Source organism: Achromobacter sp. 10T422, from assembly GCF_056394065.1.
The window spans coordinates 245,116-269,515 of the sequence record NZ_JBFTHD010000004.1 but is presented as its reverse complement, the minus strand read 5'-3'; the positions used below and the strand labels follow the sequence as shown (position 1 = coordinate 269,515).

Here is a 24,400-nt window from a genome sequence, read left to right as displayed (position 1 = left end):
ACAATGAAACGCTTGACCTTGACCTTCGGCGCCAGCCTGCTGGCGCTGGCTGCGGGCGCCGCGTGCGCCCAGAACATCCGGATCGGCCTGCAGGAAGATCCCGACGTTCTGGACCCGCATCGCGCCCGCACCTACGTGGGCCGCATCGTGTTCACGTCGCTGTGCGACAAGCTGGTGGACATTGATCCCAAGCTGCATTTCGTGCCGCAGCTGGCCACGTCGTGGTCGTTCAGCCCTGATAACAAGGTGCTGACGTTCAAGCTGCGCGAAGACGCGCTGTTCCATGACGGCGCGAAGTTCGACGCCGCCGCGGCCAAAGCCAACCTGGAACGCGCGATGACGCTGCCGGACAGCCTGCGCAAGGGCGAACTGGCCTCGGTTGAAAAAGTGGATGCGCCGGACGCCACGACCCTGGTGCTGACGCTGAAAAAGCCCGACGCCACCTTGCTGGCCCAGCTGTCYGACCGCGCAGGCATGATGCTGTCGCCCAAGACCTTCGCCGACGCGGACGTGGCCTCGGTGGGCCGCAAGCCCGTGTGCTCGGGCCCGTACAAGTTCGTTGAACGCATCCAGAACGACCGCATCGTGCTGGAAAAATTCGACCAGTACTACGACGCCAAAGACTACGCGTTCAAGCGCGTCACTTTCCTGCCCATTCCCGACACCACGGTCCGCTTGTCGAACCTGCGCGCCGGCGATCTGGACTTGCTGGAACGCCTGAACCCGTCCGACGCGCCGCAAGTGAAGACCGACGCCAGCCTGACGTTTGCGCCGGTGGCCGGCCTGGGCTTCCAGCAGTTCATGTTCAACGTGGCCAACGGCAAGCGCGCCGAAGACAACCCGTTCAAGAACAAGCTGGTGCGCCAGGCGTTCCAATACGCCATCGACCGCAACGCCATCAACGAAGTGGCAGGCGGCGGCATTTTCGAACCGGCCCAACAGCCGTTCCCGCCGGCAAGCCCCTATCACAGCGACAAATTCCCCGTCACCAAGCGTGACGTGGCCAAGTCCAAGGCCTTGCTGAAAGAAGCGGGCCTGGACCGCGTGAAGGCGGAGCTGGTATTCGGCAACAACACCACGACCTCGTCGGTGGCTGAAATCGTTCAGGCGATGGCGTCCGAGGCGGGCTTTGACCTGTCCTTGCGTCCCACGGAATACGCGGCCCTGCAAAAGGAATCGTCGGGCGGCAACTTCCAGGTCGTGATGCTGGGCTGGTCTGGCCGCGTGGACCCGGATGGCAACATCCATTCGTTCGTCACCTGCAAGGGCGCGCTGAACGATGGCCACTACTGCAATCCGGAAGTGGACAAGCTGCTGAACGAGGCCCGCACCGTTACGGATGAAGCCAAGCGCAAAGCGATTTACGAGCAGGCGCAGACCATCATCCAGGACGAACTGCCGGGCGTGTACAACTACTACCAGCCGTGGCCGTTTGCGATGGGCAAGAAGGTCAAGGGCTTTACGCCGTATCCTGATGGCATGATCCGCCTGAAGGGTGTGACGTTCGCGCAAAAGTAATGACGACGCGCGGCGCGCCTTTTGGGGCGCTGCGCACATGGGATGCGGCGACGCATCCCATGGTTCTTTGCGGCGGCCGCGCGCCAGGTGTTGTTGGCCTGACGCCGTCCGCCGTTCCTGTTCTACGGTTTTTCCCACATGCTTAAACTAATCTTGCGCCGCGTGATCGTCGCGATACCGACACTGATACTGGTGTCGATGATCGTGTTCATGCTGCAGAAAATCCTGCCCGGCGACCCGGTGCTGACCTTGGCCGGCGAAGAGCGCGACCCGGCCGTCCTGGATTACCTGCGCGACAAATACCGCCTGAACGATCCGCTGCCGATGCAATACGCGGCCTGGGCCGGCCAGGTGCTGCAAGGCGATCTGGGCAAGTCCCTGCGCACCGACGTGCCCGTCACGACGCTGATCGCGCAAAAGCTGCCCGTTACCCTGCAACTGGCAGCCATGGCCATGTTCTTTGCGCTCTTGATCGGCATCCCGATGGGGATCATCGCCGCCGTGCGCAAGGGCAAGCCCATTGAAATGGGCGCCAACATCGCGGCGCTATCCGGCATGTCCATCCCCAACTTCTGGCTGGGGATCATCCTGATCATGGTGGTATCCGTGCAGTGGAAGCTGCTGCCGGCGTCCGGTTATGTGTCGCCCGCGGAAGATTTCTGGCTGTCGATCAAGACCATGCTGATGCCGTCGCTGGTGCTGTCCACCGCGATTGCCGCCTACCTGATGCGTCACACGCGTTCGTCCATGCTGGAAGCGCTGTCGGCTGATTACGTGCGCACCGCGCGCGCCAAGGGCGTGTCGCCGCGCCAGGTCGTGCTGCGCCACGCGCTGCGCAATGCGCTGATGCCGATTGTGACGCTGGTGACCTTGCTGTTCGGTGAATTGCTGGCCGGCGCCGTGCTGACCGAACAGGTCTTCACGATTCCGGGCTTCGGCAAGCTGGTGGTGGACGCGGTGTTCACGCGCGATTACGCGGTGGTGCAGGGCGTGGTGCTCTGCGTGGCGGTGGGCTTCATTCTGATGAACCTGCTGGCCGACATTCTGTACATCTTGGTCAACCCCCGCCTGAGGCACTCATGAGCGCACTTCCTGCAACGGCCGCTGCCGTCACGCCGCCCCGCAGCCGCAATCGCGCCTGGGGAAAATTCAAACGCAATCACATCGCGATGCTGGGTCTGGCCATCGTTGCGTTCTTCGTCCTGTTGGCCGTGTTGGCGCCGTTTATCGCCAACCACGACCCCTTGCAGACCAGCTTCACCACCATCCGCAAGGCGCCGTCGGCGTCGTACTGGCTGGGCACCGATGAGCTGGGCCGCGACATTTTCAGCCGCATGGTCTATGGCGCCCGCGCGTCGTTGATGGCGGGCCTGGTGTCGGTGCTGATCGCGCTGGTGGTCGGTGTGCCGTTCGGGCTTGCCGCCGGTTATTTCGGCGGCTGGACGGACAGCATCATCTCGCGCGCCACGGAAGCGCTGCTGGCCATTCCGTTCCTGATCCTGGCCATCGCGCTGGCCGCCTTCCTGGGGCCGAGCCTGACCAACGCGATGATCGCCATCGGCGTATCGGCCGCGCCCAAGTTCGTGCGTCTGACGCGCGGGCAGGTGCTGGCGGTGAAGAACGAAGACTATGTGCAGAGCGCACGCGCGTTGGGCGCATCTGACCTGCGCATCATCGGCCGGCACGTGTTCCCCAATGTGATGCCGCCGCTGATCGTGCAAGCCACGATCACCATCGCCACGGCCATCATCGCCGAGGCCAGCCTGTCGTTTCTGGGCCTGGGGCTGCAACCGCCGACCCCGTCGTGGGGCTCGATGCTGAACACGGCCAAGAACTTCATGACCCAGGCGCCCTGGATGTCGATCTTCCCCGGGTCGGCCATTTTCCTGGTGGTGCTGGGCTTCAATCTGCTGGGCGACGGCCTGCGCGATGCGCTTGATCCGCGTCAGGAAAAGTAATCACTATGGCAACCATGGACCCTAAACGCGTCGTTCAGGTCAGTGACCTGACCGTGCGCTTCAAGACCCCCGACCGCACGGTGGAAGCCGTGCGCAATGTGTCGTTCCACGTTGACCGTGGCGAAACGCTGGCGATTGTCGGCGAGTCCGGTTCGGGCAAGTCGGTAACGTCGCTGGCGCTAATGCGCCTGGTGGAATACGGCGGCGGCAAGATCGTCAATGGCGATATGTTCCTGCGCCGCCGCAATGGCGAGGTGCTGGACTTGGCCCATGCCCCCGACACCACGCTGCAACGCGTGCGCGGGGCGGACGTGGCGATGATTTTCCAAGAGCCGATGACCTCGCTGAACCCGAGCTTCACGGCCGGCAACCAGATCGCCGAAGCCCTGCAATTGCACCAGGGCCTGGACGCGGCAGCCGCGCGCGCCGAGACGCTGCGCATGCTGGAACGCGTGCGCATCCCCGAAGCCCGCGCCATTCTGGACCGCTATCCGCACCAGTTGTCGGGCGGCATGCGCCAGCGTGTGATGATCGCGATGGCGTTGTCGTGCAAGCCTCAGTTGCTGATCGCCGACGAACCGACGACGGCGCTGGACGTCACCATCCAGGCCCAGATCCTGCAACTGATTCGTCAGCTGCAAGAAGAAATGGACATGGGCGTGATTTTCATCACGCACGATATGGGCGTGGTGGCTGAAGTGGCCGACCGCGTGCTGGTGATGTATCGCGGCGACAAGGTGGAAGAGGGCGGTTCGGACGAGATCTTCGCGCGTCCGCAGCATGCCTATACGCGAGCGCTGTTGTCGGCGGTGCCGCGCCTGGGCGCGATGCATGGCACGGATGAACCCGCGCCGTTCCCGCTCTTGAAGGTGGAAGAGGCCGCGCATGTGGCGGACCCGGCTGCGCTGGTGGATGCCCCGGTGGCGGCGCCGTCAACCGTGCGCCGCGAGAACGGCCCGGTGCTGAAGGTGCGCGACCTGACGACCAGTTTCGACATCACCGGCGGCATTCTGGGCCGGGTGCAGAAGCGCGTGCACGCGGTGGAGAAGGTCAGCTTCGACCTGTATCCCGGCGAGACGCTGTCGCTGGTGGGCGAGTCCGGTTGCGGCAAGACCACGACGGGCCGTTCGCTGTTGCAGCTGGTGAAGAGCAAGAGCGGCACGATTGAGTTCGACGGCAAGAATATCGGCGCGTTGCGCGGCAGCGCGATGCAGACGTTGCGCCAGCACATCCAGTTCATTTTCCAAGACCCGTTCGCGTCGCTGGACCCGCGGATGACGGTGGGCTATTCCATCATGGAACCGCTGCTGATCCATAACGTGGCGCGCGGCAAGGCGGCGCAGGATCGCGTGCGCTGGCTGATGGACAAGTGCGGGCTGCTGCCTGAGATGATCGACCGCTATCCGCATGAGTTTTCGGGGGGGCAACGTCAACGCATCTGCATTGCGCGGGCGTTGGCGTTGAATCCGAAGGTGGTGATTGCGGACGAGTCGGTGTCGGCGCTGGACGTGTCGATTCAGGCGCAGATCGTGAATCTGCTGCTGGATTTGCAGCGGGAATTGGGGGTGTCGTTCCTGTTCATCTCGCATGACATGGCGGTGGTGGAACGGGTGAGCCACCGGGTGGCGGTGATGTATCTGGGGCAGATTGTGGAAATCGGCCCGCGCCGTGCGATCTTCGAAAATCCGCAGCATCCGTATACGAAGAAGCTGATGGCTGCGGTGCCGATCGCTGATCCCCAGCGGCGGCATCGGGAGCGGTCATTGCTGGTGGATGAGATTCCTAGCCCGATGAGGAAGCTGGGGGATGATCCGCTGGTGGAGCCGTTGGTTGCCGTCGGAGACGGGCATTTTGTCGCCCGACATTCGGTGGGGGTTTATTGAGGCTGGTTTTTTTGGTGTAGCGGGTTTTGAGTCCGTTCGTTTTGAGTTCCGGTTTGGGTTCTTAACCCGCGTGTGGCGTCGGGGCGGGGGTGAGCGGGGCTCAACGATTGCGGTCCGGAGCCTTCGCTCCGGACGCCCCCTTCGTCATCTTCGTGGTTGCCTGCGGCAACTGCCTTCAGATTCCCTCGGGCGCATCGACTCGCCCCGCTCACCCCCGCCCCGACGCCACACGCTGCAATAGCGGCCAGTGACGGGCGCTGGGGAGGGCGGTTTGCTTGGCATTTTTGCCTCGGGTTTTAGTGGGGTGGAAGATCTTGCGGGGCCGCCAAAGCCGGCCGCGCGGGCGGCCTTTTTTGGCGTTTGGGTGGTGGGGCGTCGTGGCGGTGTTGGATTGGAGGCTGGCGTCAGGGCTTGGGCGATCAGTATGCTAAGTCACTTGCACGGCTGGCCACACTTCATCCGTTCTACAAATGATCTCCATGATTTGAGCCGGCTGCTGTCGGTGGTATCACCGCCTTTGCAAGGCCAGCTTTAATCCAAACGCGATGAAGACCGCGCCTGTCATGCGGTCCAGGCTGCGGGTGACTGCGGGCTTTGACAGCCATTTTGCTAGCGGGCGCGTTGCGGCGACTAGCAATGCGAACCAGAGTACGCCCAGCAGCGCGTGGATCGCGGCGAGCAGCAGGCTGAAAGTCAGCACGTTGGTGCCGGCTGGGATGAATTGGGGCAGGAAGGTGATGTAGAAAATGCCTACCTTCGGATTCAACGCGTTGGTCAGGCAGCCTCGCAAGAACCAGCCGGTGGCGCTGGTTGCCGAGGGGATGGCGGCGGGTTCGGCGGGGTGCGACGGCGTCGATTTCTTGCCAGGCAGTGTGCGCCACAGCAATTTCGCCCCTAGGTAAAACAAGTACGCCGCTGCACAAATCCGCAGGGTGTCATAGGCCAACGTCGACACCGCCAACAACGACCCCAAGCCAAAAGCGGCGATAGCGCCCCAAATCAGGCACCCGGCACAAATGCCCAAGCCTGCCATCAGCGCACGGCGTCCGCCTTCGACAGCGGCGGTTCGCAGCACCAATGCGGTATCCAGCCCCGGCGTAATCGTGAGGATGGCGGCAGCCAATGTGAAGGCGAGCAACGCAGCGTTAGCGGTCATAAAAGGAGCAAGATCGAAGGGAAAGCGCGAAGGGCCAAGAGCGCCACCAAACAAAAAGTGTACGCCGCCTTCCGTCACTTGAACCCCAGTGCCGGATGGGCGGCGCGCCAGAAAGTCACCACAAGAAATCAGCCCGCCGCCGCGCGCCGCCCATCTCTACCCACCCCCCACGATGGCGGCCCCCTAAACTAGCGGCTCTCCGCAAGCGCGCAAGCGTCCATCGCCCACGCACGACCGCTGCGTATGCCGATTGCCGCCGCCCGGGCGGCAGCAATTCGGCGGGCCCCGCACGCCTCGTCCCTGACCACAGCTCTAGCAGCGCATCAAGCCCAGACATCGGCAGCTCGTTGCCGTGGCCGTCATGGCTGCGAGCAACCTCGATGCGCCCGAGGGAATCTGAAGGCAGCGGCCGTAGGCCGCAACGAAGATGACGAGGGGGCAGTCCGGAGCGAAGGCTCCGGACCGCAATCGTGGGCGCGAGCAGCCATGACGGCCACGGCGACGAGCGACCTACGAAGCACCTCTTGAACGCCTCTCCACGAAGTGCCCCCCTGAACGCCGTCCCCACGAAGCACCCTTCGAACGCCTCTCCTACGAAGCACCTCTTGAACGCCCCTCCCACGAAGCACCTCTTGAACGCCTCCCCTACGAAGCCCCCCCCACATCCGACCAAAGCCCCCAACGGTCATCAAGCGTTATCATTGCGCCCTCCAAGCAATTAGCAAGACTTCACGGATCACCGCCATGGCCCTGCGCGCCACCATCTACAAGGCCGAACTCAACGTCGCCGATACCGACCGTCATTACTACGGCAGCCACTCGCTGACCGTCGCCCGTCATCCGTCGGAAACCGACGAACGCATGATGGTGCGCCTGGTCGCTTTCGCCCTGCATGCGCAGGAAGAGTTGGCGTTCACCAAGGGCTTGAGCGACACCGATGAGCCGGACTTGTGGGTCAAGGATCTGACTGGCGCCGTCAAGCTGTGGATCGAAGTGGGCCAGCCTGAAGAGCGCCGCATCTTGCGCGCCTGTGGCCGTGCGGATGAAGTCATCGTGTATTGCTATGGCGGCTCGGCCAGCAAGATCTGGTGGGATGGCGTGCGTAACAAGCTCGAGCGCACCCGCAACTTGAAGGTCATCAACCTGCCGTCGGACCAGAGCAAGGCGCTGGCCAAACTGGCCGAACGCACCATGCAGCTGAACGCCAATATCTCGGACGGCATCGTCTACTTCTCCGCCGAGAAGGGCGAAGTCAGCGTCGAGCCAGAGGTCTGGCGCTAAGCCGTCAGGCGTTGCTCGTCGACCCGGAGGTCTGGCGCTAGGCCGTCAACCGTTGCTCGTCGACCCGGAAGTCTGGCGCTAAGCCCTCAGCCGTTGCCCGTCGACCCGGAAGTCTGGCGCTAGGCCGTCAGCCGTTGCTTGTCGACCCGGAAGTCTGGCGCTAAGTCATCAGACTTCTTGCGCCGCCCCCACGCCGGGCGGCGCACGTTACAAATCCGCCTTAAAAATCGCTTGCGCGCCGGATTTTTGCGGGATTAATATGACGATCATCATATTTAGAAATCCCAAGGTCCCCATCATGGCTGGCCCGTCCTCCCGCAAAGAGCTCTCTCACGAACGTATCGTCGACGCCGCCGCGCGCGCGATCCGGCGCGAAGGGTATGGGGGCGTGGGGGTGGCGGACGTCATGAAGGAAGCCGGTCTGACTCACGGCGGGTTCTATGCGCACTTTCCGTCTCGCGAGGCCTTGTTGGCCGCCGCCATGGAGCGCGCCGGGCGCGATGGCGCCGCGCGCATGATGAAGAGAATGGCCGAACGGCAGGCCGAGGGCGCGAGCCCGTTGCGGGCGTGGGTCGAAACGTATTTGGGTGATGCGCATTTGACGGGTTGCGAGAGTGGTTGCCCGGTGTCGGCGCTGGCATCCGAGATTCCGCGTCAATCGGCCGAAGTCCGCGAAGTGTCGGCGTTGCGTGTGCGGCGCTTGCTGGATGCGCTGCGGCAGGTGCTGCCGCCCACTGCTGGCGAGCATGCCGCGGTGGCGGTGACGAGCACGTTGGTGGGCGCGTTGCAGTTGGCCCGCGCGCTGGGGGATAACGACGAGGGGCGCGCCGTGTTGGCCTCTGCCCGCCAAGCCATCCTGGAGCAGTACGACCACAAGGACGCCGCGCTGTCCGCCTGAAGACTTACCGATTTTTTCAAGGCCGCATTACGTGGCCTTTTTACCCAACCTAAATATGATGATCATCATATTTTGATCGCGCAGTCCCCCTTGTTCTAAGGAACTCATCATGGATTTGAAGAATGCAGTTGTTTTGATTACCGGCGCCAACCGCGGATTGGGGCTGGCATTCGCCCGCGAGGCGTTGGCCCGTGGCGCCCGCAAGGTGTATGCCGGCGCGCGTGATCCGTCCACCGTCACCTTGCCTGGCGTGGAAGCCATCAAGCTGGACGTGACGAATGCCGACGATGTGGCGGCCGCCGCCAAGCATGCGTCGGACGTGACGCTCGTGATCAACAACGCTGGTATCGCGGCAACAGGCGGCTTTTTGGCGGAAGGCAGCATCGAATCGGTGCAACGCCATCTGGACACCAATCTGATTGGTTCTTTGCGTGTCGCACAGGCGTTTGCTCCCGTGCTGGCCGCAAACGGCGGCGGCGCGCTGCTGAACGTGCTGTCGATCGCCAGCTGGATCAATGGGCCGCTGCTGGGCGTGTACGCGATGAGCAAATCCGCGGCGTGGGGCATGACGAACGGCCTGCGCAACGAGCTGCGTGCGCAGAAGACGCAGGTGCTGGGGCTGCATATGGGGTTCGTGGATACGGATCTGACCAAGGGCCTGGATGGCCCGAAGTCCACGCCGGAAGCCATCGTTGCCCAGGCGTTCGATGGTTTGGAAGCGGGCGCCGAGGAAGTGCTGGCCGATGATCGGACGCGTCTGGTGAAGCAGGGCTTGTCCGCCGAGCCGGCGGTGTATCTGAAGGCGCTGGGATAAGACGGCCATGCACGCTACCGCTCGTTCCTCTGCGCCTGCCGCAGGTTCGCCTGCCGCAGGATCGGCTGCCGCAGCATCGGTTGCCGCAGGTTCCGCTGCCGCAGGATCGCCTGCCGCCGCTCCGGCCGCCACCTCTCCCTGGCCGATCTTCTGGGTCGCCAGCATCGCCGTGTTCCTGGTGTCGCTCGACAGCACCATGCTGTACGCCGCGTTCGGCGCGCTGCGGGCCGGGTTTCCCGAGGCGTCGGCGGCGGATATGTCGTGGGTGCTTAACGCCTACACGGTCGTCTTCGCCGCCATGTTGATTCCGTCGGGCGGGTTGGCTGACACGCACGGCCGCAAACGCATGTTCATGGTGGGCGTGGTGCTGTTCCTGGCGGCGTCCGCGGCGTGTGGGCTGGCGGGCAGCGTGGGGTGGCTGATTGCCGCACGCGTGGCGCAGGCCGTGGGCGCGGCTTTGCTGACGCCGGCGTCATTGTCGATTGTGCTGGCCGCGTTTCCGACCTCGCAACGCGCGGTGGCGGTCAGCTTGTGGGGCGCGGTGGGCGGATTGGCGGCGGCTGTGGGTCCCAGCTTGGGCGCGTTCGTCGTTGACTGGGCCGGTTGGCCGTGGGCGTTCTACATCAACCTGCCGCTGGGCGCGTTGTCGCTGTGGTTTGGTGCGGGGCTGCTCAAGGAATCGGTGAAGCCGGAAGCGCGGCGGCGTGTGGATGGCGTGGGCATGGCCTTGCTGATGGTGGCGGTGGGCGCGCTGGCGTTGGCGATTGTGCAGTCGGAATCACCCACCTGGACACGCCTGGAGCTGGGTGTGGTGGCGGCGGTGGGCGTAGTGTCGCTGGGCGCGTTTGTGGCCTGGGCGCGCGCCACGCCGCATCCGCTCGTGGATCTGGCGCTGTTCAAGCACCGTACGTATCGCTATGTGAACCTGGCCACGCTGAGTTTTGGCATCGCGTTTGCGATGATGTTCTTCGCGTTCTTTTTCTACATGACGGGCGTGTGGCATTACAGCCTGCCGCGCGCCGGGCTGGCCGTGACGCCGGGGCCGCTGCTGGTGATGCCCACCGCGATTCTGACCGGGCGATTGGCGGCGCGCATGGGCCATCGGCCGTTCCTGGTGGGCGGTGCGCTGATCTATGCGGCAAGCGGCCTGTGGTTCTTGCTGGTGCCGGGCGAGCAGCCCGCGTACTTGACGCAATGGCTGCCGGGCTTGCTGCTAAGCGGGATTGGCGTAGGCATGGTGCTGCCGTCGTTGTCGGGCGCGGCGGTCAGCAAGCTGCCGCCCCAGCACTACGCGGTGGGCAGCGCGGTCAATCAGGCCACGCGCCAGATCGGCGGGGTGATGGGGGTGGCGATCACGGTGCTGTTGTTGGGGCACGGCGCGGTCAGCCACGCGGCATTCTCACCGCTGTATGTGGGGCATGTTGCCCTGGCTTTGGTGACGGCGCTGCTGTGCCTGGCGGTGGACACGCGGCCGGGGAAAGGGTGATGGCCCCTGTGCCGTGATCCCTTGCTGTCCTTAGCCTGCGGTTTGAAACTTCAGAAAACGTTGGCCTTCGTAGGCCAACTCACCCACCAATTGGAAGCCCAGCCTGGCAAGACCTCTAAGCCGTGTCCGGCTGGGCGGCAGCAGGATGCTGACCGGCCCGATGCCCAGCGCATGGCGGCGGGCCATGAAGTGGCGAAAGATCATCGCACCGTGCCCCCAGTACGTCGGCAGCAGAACCAATGCAAGGTCGGCCTCGTCGCCTTCCTTTTGAAAACCGCCCCAGCCAGCAAAGCTGCCATCAATCCGTAGTGCCCAGGGGCCATACCCGTTCGCGAGCCACTGGGCGTCTTTGCCCTTGGCCCAATCCGCGACGGCTTTTTCGGTCCACTCGCCGGTGGCAAGCGGCATGTGCCGTATCACGTCGGGGTGGTTGAGCAGGCCAATCCAGTCCTCGGTCGGGATCTCGGCAAAGGCGTGCAGCGAGAGCGTCATGCTTCGTCCCTTTGATCGTTTTGGTTCGACGCTTGATGCCGCCTGATGGCGTCGGCCCGGGATGGCGGTCAGCCCGCGCAGGCGTCCGCCGCCGTGTTGGCGGGGTCGCTGCAAGCCTTCCATTTTTCGGGCGGCATGGCGGGCACCAACAGGATGCGCGTCGCCGGGTCAGGGTAGAAATAGACGCGCCAGGGGTGGTCTCCCATCGTCTTCCAAACCTGTTGCTGCTGCGCGGGCGTCAAGACCGCCACGTTCTGCGTACTGTCGGCGCCCTGGGCCAGCACGATCTGCGTCTCGGGGTCCCAAGACATCATGTCGTCATCCATCGGCACATCGTCCTTGATCCGGACGATGCGCCATGGATTTTCAGGCACCTCGAGCGGCAGGGCGGCCAGCGTTTTCTGTTCCAAAGGGTAAACGCGTTCGCGCGGTTTGACGGGCGGGGCCGCGTACGCCAAGGGCGTTTGGTCGGCGCCCGGCACAAAGTAGTTGGTGGCCAGGCGCACGTAACGCGGCCCCGGCTTGCCTTGCGCATCCAACAGCTGAACCGACACCGGCTGCCCCGGCGACACCAGATCGATCACCCGCAGCAAGCGCCCCGAGTCGTCGCGCACAAAGTGGCGGCGGGCGCCGGCGCTCTTCGTGTCGCCGCAACCATCGTCAATGAACGTAGTCAGCTGGCCTTGCGCGTCGCGTTGCAGGCAGGCGCTGCGAGTGGCGTAGTAGGGCTGCGGGTTGGACGGGCTGGACAGGGAATATTCGGTGTACGCGGTCAGCGCGCCCGAGGCGTTGTACGACAGCGTGTAGCCGCTTTCAAGCACGGCCTCGCCGCGCATCGAGCGGTAGCGTTCAACCCGGCAGAGCTGGCCTTCCGGGTCGAAATACAGTTTGGTGGGGGCGGGGCGGGCGCGCTTGTCGCTGACCCGATACGCGGACCAGTCGACCTTGTCCATCCACGTGCGCGGCATCAGTTCGCCGTCGTCGAGCACGGCCAGCCGGGAATTTGTTGGGACGCGTTCGCCGCGCTTGCCCAGCAGCACGCGTTCGCCGTCCAGATCAACGGAGATCGATACGGCAGGCAAGGTCGACGCCACTGAAAAATCAGTATCCGCCGGGCCGCAGGTGGCGTGCGCCGCCGAGGCGAACAGCAGCGGCGCGGCGGCCAGGGCAACGCGTAAGACACGCGGCGGCTTATGCATATTGCAGCGAGTCCATGAACTTCACCAGGTCCCAGAATTCCTTGGACACGCCGCCCAGGCGCAGCTTGCCCTGGGTGTCTTCGAACAGCAGAAAGGGGTAGGCGTTGCGCGCGTAGACGCCGTTGTCCGGCAGCCGGTAGGGCGTGAAGACTTCCGGATTATTGAAGTAGCGTTCCAGCCGCCCGCCGCCATCCACATGCATGTAGCGCACGCGCAGCGTCTGGGATTTGTAGGTGGCGTGCGTGTCGGGATAGACGCCGCCGTCGCCCGCGACCACCGAGTCCGACAAGGCCGCCATGAACACGCGCGCGATACCCACGAAGTGAATCTCGCCGCTGGTGCTGCCGCCCTTGGCCTTCGCCAGTTCCTTCACCAGCTGCGTGGCGCGCGAACCCGGCACCAGCGTGTTGGCAAACATCGCATCCACATCCGCGCTGGCCGGGTCGGGCAGCTGGCGCAGCCTCTGGAAGTCTTGCCGGAAGGCTTCCAGCCATTGCTGATAGCGCTGGTTTTCCTGCTGGCGATCAAAGGTTTGGGCGTGGCTTGTGCCGGCGTGCAGCGCAATCAGCACGGTAAAGAGCACGGCGGTGGCCAGCAGCCAGATGCGCCGGAGCCCTGCGGCGGACAACGGCATATTCTTGTCGGAGTGTGTGTGCATAGGGCGCGATGATATCGCCCAAGATGATGCTGATTTGCGCGCGAACGTGACAGATTGTGATCGGCAAAAAGGGCTTAGTGTTTTCCCGATAGAACAGCCCGTCAGGGTGTTTGTTCCATTGACGGTACATTAGGACACCCCTAGAGTTCCCGGCATGGGAACCTCACTACCTTTGCCGAAGTACCACCAGATCTACCTCGTCCTGCGCGAGCAGTTGCAGGAAGGGCGATTCGATCAGGATGGACTGCCTGGCGAGCACGCGCTGGCCGATCAGTTCGACGTGGCCCGCATCACCATCCGCAAGGCGATGGAGATGCTGGTGGCCGACGGCCTGGTGTCGCGCCGCCCCGGGTTGGGGACGTGGCCGTTGCGCGGGGCGTCCGCCGCCCACACCGCGCCCGCCGCCAATGCGCCACAGAAGGCGCACCTGACCGGGCTGCTTGAGAACATCGTCAACATGGGGCTGCGCACCTCGGTGCAGGTGCTGGACAGCTCGCTGGTGTTTGCGCCGCCAACCGTCGCCGAGTCGCTGCGCATCCCGCCCGGCACACCCGTGCACAAGAGCCTGCGCGTGCGCAGCACCGAGGCCGGGCCGCTATCCCACATCACGACTTACGTGCCGCAAGCCGTGGCCGATTTCACGCGCGAAGACCTGGAACGCGAACCCTTGCTGATGCTGCTTGAGGCGGCCGGCGTGGAATTTGGCGGCGCCACGCAGACGATATCTGCGCGGCTGGCCGATGCGCAGGTGGCGCGCCATCTGGATGTGTCTGTGGGCTCGGCGCTGCTGGCCGTTACCCGCGTCGTGCGCGACGTGAACGACCGTCCTGTTCAGCTATTGCAGGGCCTGTACCGGCCCGACCGTTATCAATACCAATTGCAGCTGTCGCGCGTCGGCAGCATCGACGCCAAGGTCTGGGTCAGCGAAGAGCTGTCGGCCCAATTTCATTGAACCCCTTCGGAGATCACCCATGAATTCGCGCCGCACCTTCCTCTATCGCTCCGCCGCCGCCGCGGCGCTCGTGTCCACGCCCTGGGTGGCGCGCGCCCAAGGCGCAACGCCCGTGAAGATCGGCGTGCTGCACCCGGTGACGGGCGCACTGGCGTACTCGGGGCAGCAATGCCGGCTGGGCGCGCTGCTGGCCATCGAAGACATCAACAAGGCGGGCGGCATCAAGTCGTTGGGCGGCGCGCCGCTGTCGGCGGTGTTGGGGGATGCGCAGTCGCGCCCCGAAGCGGGTTCGGCCGAAGTCGAGAAGATGAACGAGGCGGGCGTGTCGGCCATTGTGGGCGCGTATGCGTCGGCCATCTGCCTGGCCACGACGCAGACCGCCGCCAAGTACAACCTGCCGCACGTGGTGGATGTGGGGGTGGCCGACCAGATTGTGGAGCGCGGCCTGAAGAACACCTTCCGCTTCGGACCCGGCTACCGCGCCTGTAGCGAACGCGCCATCGCCGACCTGGCCGCCTTGAACGACGCGGCTGGCAAGCCGGCCAAGACCGTCATGATCGTGCACGAGGATTCCTTGTTCGGCACCGGCACGGCGGCGCTGTTGGCGAAGTCGCTGCCGGAGCACGGCTTCGAAGTGAAGGAAGTGGTGAAGCACCCGAACCCCACGCGCGACTTCAACAACATCGTGCTGCGCATGAAGTCGGTGAATCCGGATATTGTCATCCCGGCCAACTACTACAACGAATACGCGCTGCTGCTGCGCGCCATGAAGCAGCAGAAGGTGCAGCCCAAGGCCATCTATTCGGTGCTGGGGGGCGCGGCGTCCAGCTACAAGTTCCTGAAGGAATTTCCGGACATCGCCAACGGCATCATCGACTGCAACCACTGGTTCAACCCCAAGGACCCGCGCGTGGCGCCGCTGAAAGCGCGCGTCGAAGAGAAGGGCGCGTACTTCAGCTATGAAGTGTTCATGACCTACGTTGCGGTGCAGTTGCTGGCCGATGCCATCGAGCGCGCCAAGTCCGCTGACCGCGCCGCCATCATCGACGCGCTGGCCGCCAGCACCTTCCACGACAACCTGATGCCGTATGGCCCCACAAAGTTCGTCAACGGCCAGAACACGGGCGCACAGCCGCTCTTGACGCAGGTGATCGGCGGCGACATCAAGGTGATCATCCCGGCGCAATACCGCCAGGCCGACGCCATCTTCCCGTTGAAGGCCTGAGGGCAAGCATGCTGGACCCTGCCATCCTCTTTTCGTCGGTGCTCAACGGCCTGACGACCGGCGCGGTGTACGCGCTGATCGCCTTGGGGCTGACCCTGATCTACGGGGTGCTGCACATCATCAACTTCGCCCACGGCGCCGCCCTGATGGTGGCGCTGTATGCGGTCTACCTGCTGAAAGACCGGCTGGGTATCGACCCTTACGCGGCGTTGCCGCTGGTGGTGGCCGGCATGTTCGCGCTGGGCTATGCGTTGCAGCGCTTCGTGATCAACCGCGCCAGCCACGGCAAGGACGAGAACATTCTGCTGGTGACGCTGGGGCTGGCCATCGTGCTGGAAAACCTGGCGCTGGTGTGGTTCAAGTCGGACACGCGCAGCATCGACACGGCCTACACCTTGTCTACCGTCGAGATCGGCCCCGCCATGATTGCGCTGCCCAAGGTCATCGCGTTTTGCGGCGCGCTGGCGGTGGCGGCGGTGCTGTTCTGGATCATCCGCAGCACCGACCTGGGCCGCGCCATCCGTGCCGTGGCGCGTGAAAAGCAGGGCGCCAAGCTGATGGGCATCGACGTGGAAAAGGTCTATGCGCTGTCGTTCGGCATCGGCATGGCCTGCCTGGGCGCGGCCGCCTGCTTCTTGCTGCCCGCGTACTACGTCAACCCGCAAGTGGGCAGCGGCTTCGTGCTGGTGGCGTTCACGATTGTGGTGCTGGGCGGCATGGGCAGCTTTGTGGGCGCGCTCGTGGGCGGCTTGTTGATTGGCGTGGTGGAGTCCATCGGGGGCCTGTTCCTGGGCGACTCGCTGGGTCAGATGGGCATTTTCGCGATCTTCATCGCGGTGCTGCTGTTTCGCCCGCAGGGGCTGTTCGGGGCGAGGGGCTGAGCATGAACCGGGATCTTTCCGCAATTGCGTTGTTCGGAGTGGCGGTGGCCGCTTTGGCCACGTTCGCGCAGTCAGGCGTGCTGCTGACTTTTGTGATGATGTCGATGTACGCGGCGCTGTTGTCGCAGGCCTGGAACATTCTGGGCGGCTATGGCGGCCAGCTGTCTTTCGGCCATGCGCTGTTCTTTGGCGTGGGCGCGTATGCGCAGGCGCTGGGCCAGCTGAACTTAGGCATCAACCCCTGGCTGGCGCTGCCGATGGCCATTGCGCTGGGCGCGCTGGTTGGCATGGCCGTGGGCGGGCTGACGTTTCGCTACGGCTTGAAGGGTTCGTACTTTGCGCTGGTGACGCTCGCCTTTGCCGAGGTGTTTCGCATCCTGGCCTTGTCGGCGTCCTTCACCGGAGGCGGGGTGGGGCTGATGGTGCCGCTGCAAGAGGGCGCGGCGAACATGCAGTTCGCGTCCCGCCGTGGCTACATCTATCTGCTGCTGGCCTTTGTGGTGCTCGCGCTGATGGTCACCGCCTGGCTGCGTCATTCGCGCTTTGGCGCGTACCTGCAAGCAGTGCGCGACAACGAAGACGCGGCGCGCGCCATCGGCGTGAATCCGCTGCGCGTGAAGCTGGGCGGCATTGCGCTGTCGGCGGCGTTCATGAGCGCGGCGGGTGCGTTCTATGTGCAGGTGTTCCAGTACATCGACCCCGGTATTGCGTTTGGCTCGGCGGTGTCGGTCGAGGCCCTGGTGGGCGCGATCGTGGGCGGCATGGGCACGCTGTGGGGGCCGGTGCTGGGCGCGGTCGCGCTGCATGGGCTGGCCGACCTGACACGCAACCTGTTTGGCGAACTGCCGGGCATCAGCATGGTGATCTACGGCGTGGTGCTGATTCTGATCGTGATGTTCCTGCCGCGCGGCATCAGTGGCGGCGGCCAATCGCTAGGCCGCCTGTTTGGCAAGGAGCGCGCCCGTGCCTGAGATCCTGCTGCAAGCTCGCAATCTGTCGATTTCGTTTGGTGGCCTGAAGGCCGTTCAGGACGTGAACCTGGCCGTGCCGCAAGGGTCGTTGACCGCCTTGGTTGGCCCCAACGGCGCGGGCAAGACCACGCTGTTTGCGCTGCTGTCGGGTTTCTTGAAGCCCAGCGCTGGCTCGGTGCATTTTGCCGGGGAAGACATCACGGGCCGCGCACCGCACGAATCCGCGCAACTGGGCCTGACCCGCACCTTCCAGATCGTGCAGCCGTTTGGCGCGCAGACGGTGCGCCAGAACATCGCCGTGGGCGCGCATCTGCGCTTGCGTGACCGGCGGGCGGCGCTGGCCGCGGCCGAAGACGTCGCCGCACGCGTCAACCTGCAAGGGGCGCTGGACAAGCCCGCGGCCGACCTGACCGTGGCGGGCCGCAAGCGCCTGGAACTGGCCCGCGCACTGGCCACGCGGCCGCGCTTGCTGCTGCTGGACGAAGTGCTGGCTGGCCTGAACCCGAGTGAGATCGACGAGATGATTCCGGTCGTGAAAAAGCTGGTGGACGATGGCGTCACCGTATTGATGATCGAACACGTGATGCGTGCGGTGATGAGCCTGGCCGAACACGTGTGGGTGCTGGCCCAGGGCCGCTTGATTGCGTCGGGCACACCCGGCGAAGTCACGCGCGACCCGACAGTGGTGGAAGCCTATCTGGGGCATGGCGCGGCGGCGCGCCTGGCCGCGCAAGGGGCGCCGGCATGAGCGCGCTGCTGGAAGTGAGCGGCCTGCGGGCAGGCTACGGGCGCATGGAAGTGCTGCGCGGCGTGGACCTGACGGTGGGCGAGGGCGAAATTGTCGTGCTGCTGGGCAGCAACGGCGCGGGCAAATCCACGCTGAACAACACCGTGTGCGGGCTGTGCAAACCCTGGGGCGGCTCCGTCCGCTTCGACGGCCACGACCTGACCGGCCGCCACTATCGCGACGTGGTCAAGGCGGGCTTGATCCAGGTGCCTGAAGGCCGCCGCATCTTCCCGAACTTAAGCGTGCTTGAAAACCTGGAACTCGGGTCCTTCACCCGGGCACGCGAGCATCGCGCCGCAAACGTGGACAAGGTGCTGGATATTTTCCCGCGCCTGCGCGAGCGCCTGACGCAGCTGGCCGGCACCATGTCGGGCGGCGAACAGCAGATGCTGGCGATTGGCCGGGGCTTGATGGCCGAACCCCGGCTGCTGATTCTGGATGAGCCATCGCTGGGCTTGTCGCCCTTGATGGTCGAGGAATTGTTTGGACTGATCCAGCGCCTGCACGCCGACGGGCTGGCGATTTTGCTGGTGGAGCAGAACGTGGGCCAGTCGCTGGAAACGGGGCAACGCGCCTATGTGCTGGAAAACGGGGCGGTGCGTTATAGCGGATCGTGCCCGGAACTGATGGCCAGCGACGACGTGCGCCGCGCCTATCTGGGGATGTAGCGATGTCTGCTTCTGAAGTTCATCAGCCTCAAGCCAATCAGCCTCAAACCCACCGGCCTCAAACCCTGGCGCAAAAGCTGATCGCCGCCGCCTGCGGCCGGCCCGCTGTCGATGAAGGCGAAATCGTGACCTGTGCCGTGGACCTGGCGATGTTCCATGATTCCAGCGGCCCCCGGCGCTTGCAGCCCATGCTGGAAGAATTGGGCGCGTCGCTGTGGGACCCGGCAAAGATCGTGCTCGTCATTGACCACTACGTGCCCGAATCCGACGACGAATCGCGCCGCATCGTCCGCATTGCCCGCGACTGGGCGGCGGGGCAGCAATTGCCGAATGTGTATGACTCCGTCGGCATCTGCCACGTAGTGGTGCCGCAGCACGGCCATATCCGGCCCGGCATGTTCTGTGTAGGCGGCGACTCGCATTCGCCCACGGGCGGCGCGTTCGGCGCCTATATGTTTGGCATCGGCAGCACCGAGATGTTGGGCGTGGCCGTTACCGGCCAGATCTGGGTCAAGGTGCCCAAGACGCTGATGATGCGGTGGAGCGGGCGGCTGGCCGCAGGCGTCACCGCCAAGGACATGATGCTGCACATGATCGGCCGCTACGGCATGAATGGCGGGCGCTATCAGGCCGTGGAATTTTGCGGCGAGGCCGTGCGCGCGCTGTCCATGCAGGAACGCATGACCTTGTCGAACATGAGCGCCGAGCTGGGTTCGCAGGTTGGGCTGATCGCGCCTGACGACACCACGGCCGCCTATCTGCGCCAGGCCGGCGTCACGGCCGAGCTGGACCTTGCCCGTTGGCAAAGCGATGCGGGCGCGGACGCCGAATGGCACGACTTCGATGCCGCGTCGCTGGCGCCGCAAGTGGCGGCCCCGCACAGCCCGGCCAACGCGCGCGACGTGGATCACTACCCCGATGTGCCGCTGCAAGTGGCATACATCGGCGCCTGCACGGGCGCCAAGCTCGACGACTTGCGCGCCGCTGCCACCGTGTTGCGCGGACGAAAACTGGCTGCGGGCATGCGCCTGATGGTGGCGCCCGCCAGCCTTCAAGACCAGCAACTGGCGGATCAGGAAGGCGTGATGCAGGTGCTGCGCGACGCGGGCGCGGACGTATTGGCAACGTCATGCGGGGCTTGCGCCGGATATGGCGGTTCCATTCCAGACGGCGCTACGGTCATCTCCACCACCGCACGCAACTTCAAAGGACGCATGGGCTCCGAGACGGCGCAGGTCTATCTGGCGTCGCCCTACACCGTGGCGGCGTCGGCAGTGGCCGGTCGCATCGCCGACCCCCGGGAGTTCATGGCATGACGGATCACACAAGGTCGCACCGCGTCTGGCGCGTGGGCGCAGATATCGACACCGACGCGCTCGCCCCGGGCGCCTATATGAAGTTCGGCATCGACGAAATCGCGCGCCACTGCCTGCAACGCGTGCGGCCGGAATTTGCGGCGCAGGTGCAGCCGGGCGACGTGCTGGTGGCCGGACCCAACTTCGGCATCGGCTCATCCCGCGAGCAGGCCGCCGCCGCCTTGGTGCGGCTGGGCGTGGCCGCCGTCATCGCGCCGTCGTTCAACGGCTTGTACTTTCGCAACGCCTTCAACGTGGGCTTGCTGCTGCTGACGTGCCCGCAAGCGGAAGCGCTGGCGGACGGCGAACGCATCACGTTCGACGCCACCGCCGGGCGCGTCGGCCGCGAGCAGGGCGGCACACATTCTGAATTGCACTGCGAGACCGTTCCCGCCTTCCTGATGGACATGGTGCGGGCCGGCGGACTGCTGAATCTGCTGAAACAGCGTCAAACCTCTTAGGAAGAACACCATGCTTGATCCCGTCACCCTGGCGGTCCTGAAGGGCCGTCTGGAACAGATTGCCGATGAGATGGACGCGACGCTGTACCGCAGCGCGTTCAACCCCATCATTGCCGAGGCCCACGACGCCTGCCACGGTATGTACGACGCGGCCACGGGCGCCACCCTGATCCAGGGCAAGTCTGGCTTGCCCGTCTTCGTGGGCGCGATGGCCTTCGCGGTGAAGGCCGCCGCCAAGGTGGCGGCCGAGCGCGGCGGCATGGTGGAAGGAGACGTCTGGCTGTTCAACGACCCCTACGAGGGCGGCACGCACGCCAATGATTTCAAGCTGGTGCGCCCGGTGTTCCGTGGCGGCCAGCTGTTCTGCTTTCTGGCGTCCGCCGCGCATTGGCACGATGTGGGCGGCGCGGTGCCGGGCAACTACAACCCGGCGGCCACCGAATGCTGGCAGGAAGCCGTGCAGATTCCGCCGGTGCGCATCGTGCGCGCGGGCGTCCTGGACCTGGACGTGCTGGCCATCCTGAAAGCCAACACCCGCTTGCCCGACAGCCTGTGGGGCGACTTGAATGGCCAACTGGCTGCGCTGGAATTGGGCGCCGGCCGCTTGGATGGCCTGCTGGATGAGTACGGCGACGCCATCGTGCTGGAATCCCTGGACACCTTGCGCGAGCGCGCGCGCCGCTTGATGCGTGACCACATCGCGCAGCTGCCCGACGGCGAATACGCGTTCGAGGACATGCTGGACAACGACGGCGTGCGCGACGTGGCGCTGCGCATCGCGCTCACGCTGAAGATCGCGGGCGACCGGCTGACGCTGGATTTCACCGGCACGTCGCCCGCCTGCGCGGGCCCCGTCAATATTTCGCGCGCCACCGCCATCGCCGCTTGCTACGTGGCGCTGAAGCACCTGTTCCCGGATGTGCCGGCCAATGCGGGCGTGCTGGACGCGGTGGACGTGGTGTTGCCCGATGGCCTGGTCATCTCGGCCGACCGGCCGCGTCCGGTGGGCGGCTATACCGAAACCATTCTGCGCATGATCGACGTGATCTTCTGCGCGATGGCGCAAGCCGCGCCCGAACGCGCCATGGCGCAGGCTTACGGCACGATCAACGCGCTGTCCATTGCCGGCTATCGCAGCGATGCGGCACGCAAGGGCCAGCGCTGGGTGATGTTCAGTTTCTTTGGCGGCGGCCACGGCGGCCATTCCGATGGCGATGGCCTGAGCCACGGCAATGCGCCGATCTCCACCGCCACCATTCCGCCGCTGGAAATCCTTGAGGCCGCCTATCCCGTGCGCTTCACGCAATGGGCGTTGCGGCCGGACTCGGCGGGCGACGGGGCGCATCGCGGCGGCTTGGGCGCCATCTACGAAATTGAATTATTGGAAGACAGCGCCGAGGCGTTCATCTTTGGTGAGCGCGGGCGCAGCGCGCCCAAGGGCATCGCGGGCGGCGGCCAGGCCGCGCTGAACGTTTTCCGCTATCAGCAGGACGGGCAATGGCGCACGCCGCCCATGAGTTCAAAAATGCTGGGCATCCAGTTGCAGCGCGGCGACCGCGTGCGGCTGGAGACGCCGGGCGGGGGCGGGTATGGCGACCCCGCCGGCCGCAGCACGACGGCGCGTGAGCATGATCGCAAGATGGGCTATGTGGGCGATATCGCCAACAACAAGAAGGAGCAGTTGGCATGAGCGCGGCAGATCAAACACCCACTCAAGGATTGGTCGTCGGCGTGGACGTGGGCGGCACGTTTACGGACCTGTTCGTGCTGGACGAGGCCGGCGGCACGGCGCGTGTCGTCAAGGTGCCGTCCACGCGCGGCGAAGAAGCGCGCGGCTTCATGAACGGCATTGCCCGCGTGGCGGATGGCGCGGGCGCCATCGCCACCATCGTGCACGGCACCACCGTTGGCACCAACGCGCTGCTGGAGCGCAAAGTGGCGCGCACCGGCATCATCACCACGGCGGGCTTTCGCGATGTGCTGGAAATGCGCCGCCGCGATCGTCCTCAAACCTGGGGCCTGCGCGGCAACTACGAGCCGGTGGTTCCGCGTGACCTGCGCTTGGAAGTCAGCGAGCGCGTGCTGGCCGACGGCACGGTGCATACGCCGGTGGACCTGGACCAGGTCGAGGCGGCGGCGCGGTCGTTGCTGGAGCAGGGCTGCGAAGCGGTGTGCGTGTTCTTCGTGAATGCGTATGCGAACCCGGTCAACGAAGCGCAGGCCGTGGCCCGGGTGCGCGCGATCTGGCCGAACAGCCATGTCACTGCGGCGACTGAAGTGCTGCCCGAAATCCGCGAATTTGAACGTTGCTCCACCGCCGTGCTGAACGCGGCGTTGCAGCCGGTGGTGGGCAGCTATCTGACCCGTCTGGAGTCCGACCTGCGCGAGCACGGCTTCGAAGGCGAACTGCTGGTGGTGCAGAGCAACGGCGGCGTGATGTCGCGGCAGACGGCGTGCGATGTGCCGGTGCGCACCGCGCTGTCAGGCCCGGCGGCAGGCGTGATCGCCTGCGCGGCCATTGCGCGCGCGTCTGGCTTTCCCAACGTCGTCACTGGGGATATGGGCGGCACGTCATTCGATGTGTCGCTGGTGGCGGGCGGCGAAGCCTCGTTGTCGGCGCAGACCGTGATCGACTTCGGTATGGTCGTGCGCGCCCCGATGATTCAGATCGAAACCATCGGCGCGGGCGGCGGCTCGATTGCCAGCGTGGATGCGGGCGGCCTGTTGCAGGTCGGCCCCGAATCCGCGGGCAGCAACCCCGGCCCGGCTTGCTATGGCCGGGGCAACACCCGCCCCACCGTCACCGACGCCAACGTGCTGCTCGGCCGCATTTCGGCAGACCGCCCGCTGGGTGGCGGCCTGTTGGCCACGATGAACGTGGAGTTGGCGCGCGCCGCCATCGACGAGCACGTCGCCAAACCCCTGGGCCTGGACGTACACGCCGCAGCCGAGGCCATCCTGACGGTGGCCAACGCCAAGATGGCGGGCGCCATTCGCGTGGTGTCGATTGAACGCGGGCACGATCCGCGCAAGTTCGCCTACATGCCGTTCGGCGGCGGCGGCGCGCTGCACGTGTGCGCCATGATGAATGAAGTCGACGCCGCCCACGGCATCGTGCCGCGCTACCCGGGCGTGACGTCTGCGCTGGGTTGCGTCATGGCCGACATGCGGCACGACGGCGTGCAGACGCTGAACACGGCGCTGGATGCGCTGGATACCGAGGATCTGGTCGCGCGCATTGACGGCTTGGCGGCGGCTTGCCAGGAACGGTTGGACTCGGCGGGTGTGGCCTTTGAGGGCATCCGTGAAAGCATCGAGCTGGACATGCTGTACGTGGGCCAAAGCCACACCGTGCGCGTGGAGGTCACGCGCGATGCATTGACACGCCCGGGCATTGCGGCCGCCTTCGAACGCGCCTACCGCGCGGCGTTTGGCAGAACCTTGAGCGGCATTGCCGTGCGCATTCTGAACCTGCGCTATGCCCGCATCGGCCAGCGTCCCAAGTTTGACCTGTCGCTGCTGGCGCCGACCTGCCAGGACATGCCCGCAGCGCTGGGTACGCAACACGTCTTTCACGCTGGGCAATGGCGCGACGCCGTGCGCTATGCGCGCCTGGACTTGCCGGTAGGCGCCGAGGTGCCGGGCCCCGCCATTCTTGAGCAGCCGGACACCACCATCTGGATCGAACCCGGCTTTGCCGGCCGCGTCGATGCGCTGGGCAATCTGTTGATCAGCCGTCAAGACGCCTAGGAGACCA

General features: G+C 65.2%; 22 protein-coding genes. 18 read left to right on the top strand and 4 right to left on the bottom strand.

Annotated features, from left to right (window positions below; translation table 11 throughout):
* The first annotated feature begins 3 nt into the window (after positions 1-3).
* The 4 genes from AC1DB0_RS11810 to AC1DB0_RS11795 all read left to right on the top strand — a co-directional run bounded on the left by AC1DB0_RS11810 (position 4) and on the right by AC1DB0_RS11795 (position 5,359).
* On the top strand, positions 4-1,518 hold the full coding sequence (locus AC1DB0_RS11810; RefSeq protein ID WP_175169998.1) for an ABC transporter substrate-binding protein: 1,515 nt from the start codon (positions 4-6) through the stop codon (positions 1,516-1,518).
* Between the two features lie 138 nt (positions 1,519-1,656).
* A complete protein-coding gene (locus AC1DB0_RS11805) occupies positions 1,657-2,601 on the top strand; it encodes an ABC transporter permease (RefSeq protein WP_054426079.1) in 945 nt (314 codons plus the stop codon).
* Entirely contained in the window at positions 2,598-3,476 is an 879-nt protein-coding gene (gene nikC, locus AC1DB0_RS11800; RefSeq protein ID WP_054426077.1) for a nickel transporter permease, read from the top strand. Before AC1DB0_RS11805 ends, nikC begins: the two co-directional genes overlap by 4 nt.
* A 14-nt stretch (positions 3,477-3,490) precedes the next feature.
* Positions 3,491-5,359, top strand: coding sequence for a dipeptide ABC transporter ATP-binding protein (locus tag AC1DB0_RS11795; RefSeq protein WP_156336859.1), 1,869 nt, complete (start codon positions 3,491-3,493; stop codon positions 5,357-5,359).
* A 508-nt stretch (positions 5,360-5,867) separates the two neighbouring features.
* On the opposite strand, the gene AC1DB0_RS11790 is transcribed toward AC1DB0_RS11795, so the two are convergent.
* The gene (locus AC1DB0_RS11790; protein WP_476757089.1) at positions 5,868-6,515 is read right to left on the bottom strand and encodes a LysE family translocator; all 648 of its coding nucleotides are present in this window, start codon (positions 6,513-6,515) and stop codon (positions 5,868-5,870) included.
* Positions 6,516-7,259: 744 nt separating this feature from the next.
* Here AC1DB0_RS11790 and AC1DB0_RS11785 point away from each other — a divergent pair.
* The 4 genes from AC1DB0_RS11785 to AC1DB0_RS11770 all read left to right on the top strand — a co-directional run bounded on the left by AC1DB0_RS11785 (position 7,260) and on the right by AC1DB0_RS11770 (position 10,994).
* A complete protein-coding gene (locus AC1DB0_RS11785) occupies positions 7,260-7,796 on the top strand; it encodes a YaeQ family protein (RefSeq protein WP_054426071.1) in 537 nt (178 codons plus the stop codon).
* 298 nt (positions 7,797-8,094) lie between these two features.
* Entirely contained in the window at positions 8,095-8,694 is a 600-nt protein-coding gene (locus AC1DB0_RS11780) for a TetR/AcrR family transcriptional regulator (protein ID WP_476757088.1), read from the top strand.
* A 109-nt stretch (positions 8,695-8,803) separates the two neighbouring features.
* Complete coding sequence (locus AC1DB0_RS11775) at positions 8,804-9,508, top strand: SDR family oxidoreductase (RefSeq protein WP_447981457.1); 705 nt, start codon at positions 8,804-8,806, stop codon at positions 9,506-9,508.
* Positions 9,509-9,515: 7 nt separating this feature from the next.
* Positions 9,516-10,994 (top strand): MFS transporter, encoded by a 1,479-nt coding sequence (locus AC1DB0_RS11770; RefSeq protein WP_476756925.1) that lies wholly within the window; start codon positions 9,516-9,518, stop codon positions 10,992-10,994.
* Between the two features lie 30 nt (positions 10,995-11,024).
* Here AC1DB0_RS11770 and AC1DB0_RS11765 read toward each other — a convergent pair whose 3' ends face one another.
* From AC1DB0_RS11765 to AC1DB0_RS11755, 3 genes are all read right to left on the bottom strand, one after another.
* Positions 11,025-11,486, bottom strand: coding sequence for a GNAT family N-acetyltransferase (locus tag AC1DB0_RS11765; protein ID WP_476756924.1), 462 nt, complete (start codon positions 11,484-11,486; stop codon positions 11,025-11,027).
* A gap of 68 nt (positions 11,487-11,554) precedes the next feature.
* Positions 11,555-12,685 carry a hypothetical protein gene (locus tag AC1DB0_RS11760; protein ID WP_476756923.1) on the bottom strand — a complete coding sequence of 377 codons (1,131 nt, stop codon included), beginning with the start codon at positions 12,683-12,685 and terminating at the stop codon, positions 11,555-11,557.
* A complete protein-coding gene (locus AC1DB0_RS11755; protein ID WP_476756922.1) occupies positions 12,678-13,343 on the bottom strand; it encodes a hypothetical protein in 666 nt (221 codons plus the stop codon). The genes AC1DB0_RS11760 and AC1DB0_RS11755 overlap by 8 nt, the downstream gene beginning before the upstream one ends.
* Before the next feature lie 154 nt (positions 13,344-13,497).
* Between AC1DB0_RS11755 and AC1DB0_RS11750 the strand changes: the two genes are divergently transcribed.
* Genes AC1DB0_RS11750 through AC1DB0_RS11705 form a run of 10 tightly spaced genes read left to right on the top strand, consistent with a single transcriptional unit; the run spans position 13,498 to position 24,393 of the window.
* On the top strand, positions 13,498-14,295 hold the full coding sequence (locus tag AC1DB0_RS11750; RefSeq protein WP_476756921.1) for a GntR family transcriptional regulator: 798 nt from the start codon (positions 13,498-13,500) through the stop codon (positions 14,293-14,295).
* A 19-nt stretch (positions 14,296-14,314) separates the two neighbouring features.
* Positions 14,315-15,520 (top strand): ABC transporter substrate-binding protein, encoded by a 1,206-nt coding sequence (locus AC1DB0_RS11745; protein WP_054426059.1) that lies wholly within the window; start codon positions 14,315-14,317, stop codon positions 15,518-15,520.
* An 8-nt stretch (positions 15,521-15,528) separates the two neighbouring features.
* Positions 15,529-16,401 carry a branched-chain amino acid ABC transporter permease gene (locus AC1DB0_RS11740; RefSeq protein ID WP_054426057.1) on the top strand — a complete coding sequence of 291 codons (873 nt, stop codon included), beginning with the start codon at positions 15,529-15,531 and terminating at the stop codon, positions 16,399-16,401.
* 2 nt (positions 16,402-16,403) lie between these two features.
* Positions 16,404-17,372, top strand: a complete 969-nt coding sequence (locus AC1DB0_RS11735; RefSeq protein ID WP_342068031.1) for a branched-chain amino acid ABC transporter permease — start codon at positions 16,404-16,406, stop codon at positions 17,370-17,372.
* Entirely contained in the window at positions 17,365-18,120 is a 756-nt protein-coding gene (locus AC1DB0_RS11730; protein WP_342068032.1) for an ABC transporter ATP-binding protein, read from the top strand. The genes AC1DB0_RS11735 and AC1DB0_RS11730 overlap by 8 nt, the downstream gene beginning before the upstream one ends.
* Positions 18,117-18,827 carry an ABC transporter ATP-binding protein gene (locus AC1DB0_RS11725; RefSeq protein WP_054426051.1) on the top strand — a complete coding sequence of 237 codons (711 nt, stop codon included), beginning with the start codon at positions 18,117-18,119 and terminating at the stop codon, positions 18,825-18,827. Before AC1DB0_RS11730 ends, AC1DB0_RS11725 begins: the two co-directional genes overlap by 4 nt.
* Before the next feature lie 2 nt (positions 18,828-18,829).
* Positions 18,830-20,143 carry a 3-isopropylmalate dehydratase large subunit gene (locus AC1DB0_RS11720; RefSeq protein ID WP_476756920.1) on the top strand — a complete coding sequence of 438 codons (1,314 nt, stop codon included), beginning with the start codon at positions 18,830-18,832 and terminating at the stop codon, positions 20,141-20,143.
* Positions 20,140-20,643, top strand: a complete 504-nt coding sequence (locus tag AC1DB0_RS11715) for a LeuD/DmdB family oxidoreductase small subunit (RefSeq protein WP_342068035.1) — start codon at positions 20,140-20,142, stop codon at positions 20,641-20,643. Before AC1DB0_RS11720 ends, AC1DB0_RS11715 begins: the two co-directional genes overlap by 4 nt.
* 10 nt (positions 20,644-20,653) lie before the next feature.
* Entirely contained in the window at positions 20,654-22,333 is a 1,680-nt protein-coding gene (locus AC1DB0_RS11710) for a hydantoinase B/oxoprolinase family protein (protein WP_476756919.1), read from the top strand.
* Positions 22,330-24,393: a hydantoinase/oxoprolinase family protein gene (locus AC1DB0_RS11705; RefSeq protein ID WP_476756918.1), complete on the top strand. Its 2,064-nt coding sequence runs from the start codon at positions 22,330-22,332 to the stop codon at positions 24,391-24,393. Before AC1DB0_RS11710 ends, AC1DB0_RS11705 begins: the two co-directional genes overlap by 4 nt.
* The last annotated feature ends 7 nt before the right edge of the window (positions 24,394-24,400 follow it).

Excerpts from the sequence above, each read along its gene's own strand:
- AC1DB0_RS11725 (WP_054426051.1), top strand. The coding sequence starts at position 18,117 with ATGAGCGCGCTGCTGGAAGTGAGCGGCCTGCGGGCAGGCTACGGGCGC.
- AC1DB0_RS11760 (WP_476756923.1), bottom strand. The coding sequence starts at position 12,685 with ATGCATAAGCCGCCGCGTGTCTTACGCGTTGCCCTGGCCGCCGCGCCG.
- nikC (WP_054426077.1), top strand. The coding sequence starts at position 2,598 with ATGAGCGCACTTCCTGCAACGGCCGCTGCCGTCACGCCGCCCCGCAGC.
- AC1DB0_RS11745 (WP_054426059.1), top strand. The coding sequence starts at position 14,315 with ATGAATTCGCGCCGCACCTTCCTCTATCGCTCCGCCGCCGCCGCGGCG.
- AC1DB0_RS11775 (WP_447981457.1), top strand. The coding sequence starts at position 8,804 with ATGGATTTGAAGAATGCAGTTGTTTTGATTACCGGCGCCAACCGCGGA.
- AC1DB0_RS11765 (WP_476756924.1), bottom strand. The coding sequence starts at position 11,486 with ATGACGCTCTCGCTGCACGCCTTTGCCGAGATCCCGACCGAGGACTGG.
- AC1DB0_RS11795 (WP_156336859.1), top strand. The coding sequence starts at position 3,491 with ATGGACCCTAAACGCGTCGTTCAGGTCAGTGACCTGACCGTGCGCTTC.
- AC1DB0_RS11740 (WP_054426057.1), top strand. The coding sequence starts at position 15,529 with ATGCTGGACCCTGCCATCCTCTTTTCGTCGGTGCTCAACGGCCTGACG.
- AC1DB0_RS11805 (WP_054426079.1), top strand. The coding sequence starts at position 1,657 with ATGCTTAAACTAATCTTGCGCCGCGTGATCGTCGCGATACCGACACTG.
- AC1DB0_RS11715 (WP_342068035.1), top strand. The coding sequence starts at position 20,140 with ATGACGGATCACACAAGGTCGCACCGCGTCTGGCGCGTGGGCGCAGAT.
- AC1DB0_RS11720 (WP_476756920.1), top strand. The coding sequence starts at position 18,830 with ATGTCTGCTTCTGAAGTTCATCAGCCTCAAGCCAATCAGCCTCAAACC.
- AC1DB0_RS11770 (WP_476756925.1), top strand. The coding sequence starts at position 9,516 with ATGCACGCTACCGCTCGTTCCTCTGCGCCTGCCGCAGGTTCGCCTGCC.
- AC1DB0_RS11735 (WP_342068031.1), top strand. The coding sequence starts at position 16,404 with ATGAACCGGGATCTTTCCGCAATTGCGTTGTTCGGAGTGGCGGTGGCC.
- AC1DB0_RS11790 (WP_476757089.1), bottom strand. The coding sequence starts at position 6,515 with ATGACCGCTAACGCTGCGTTGCTCGCCTTCACATTGGCTGCCGCCATC.
- AC1DB0_RS11755 (WP_476756922.1), bottom strand. The coding sequence starts at position 13,343 with ATGCACACACACTCCGACAAGAATATGCCGTTGTCCGCCGCAGGGCTC.
- AC1DB0_RS11780 (WP_476757088.1), top strand. The coding sequence starts at position 8,095 with ATGGCTGGCCCGTCCTCCCGCAAAGAGCTCTCTCACGAACGTATCGTC.
- AC1DB0_RS11710 (WP_476756919.1), top strand. The coding sequence starts at position 20,654 with ATGCTTGATCCCGTCACCCTGGCGGTCCTGAAGGGCCGTCTGGAACAG.
- AC1DB0_RS11750 (WP_476756921.1), top strand. The coding sequence starts at position 13,498 with ATGGGAACCTCACTACCTTTGCCGAAGTACCACCAGATCTACCTCGTC.
- AC1DB0_RS11705 (WP_476756918.1), top strand. The coding sequence starts at position 22,330 with ATGAGCGCGGCAGATCAAACACCCACTCAAGGATTGGTCGTCGGCGTG.
- AC1DB0_RS11785 (WP_054426071.1), top strand. The coding sequence starts at position 7,260 with ATGGCCCTGCGCGCCACCATCTACAAGGCCGAACTCAACGTCGCCGAT.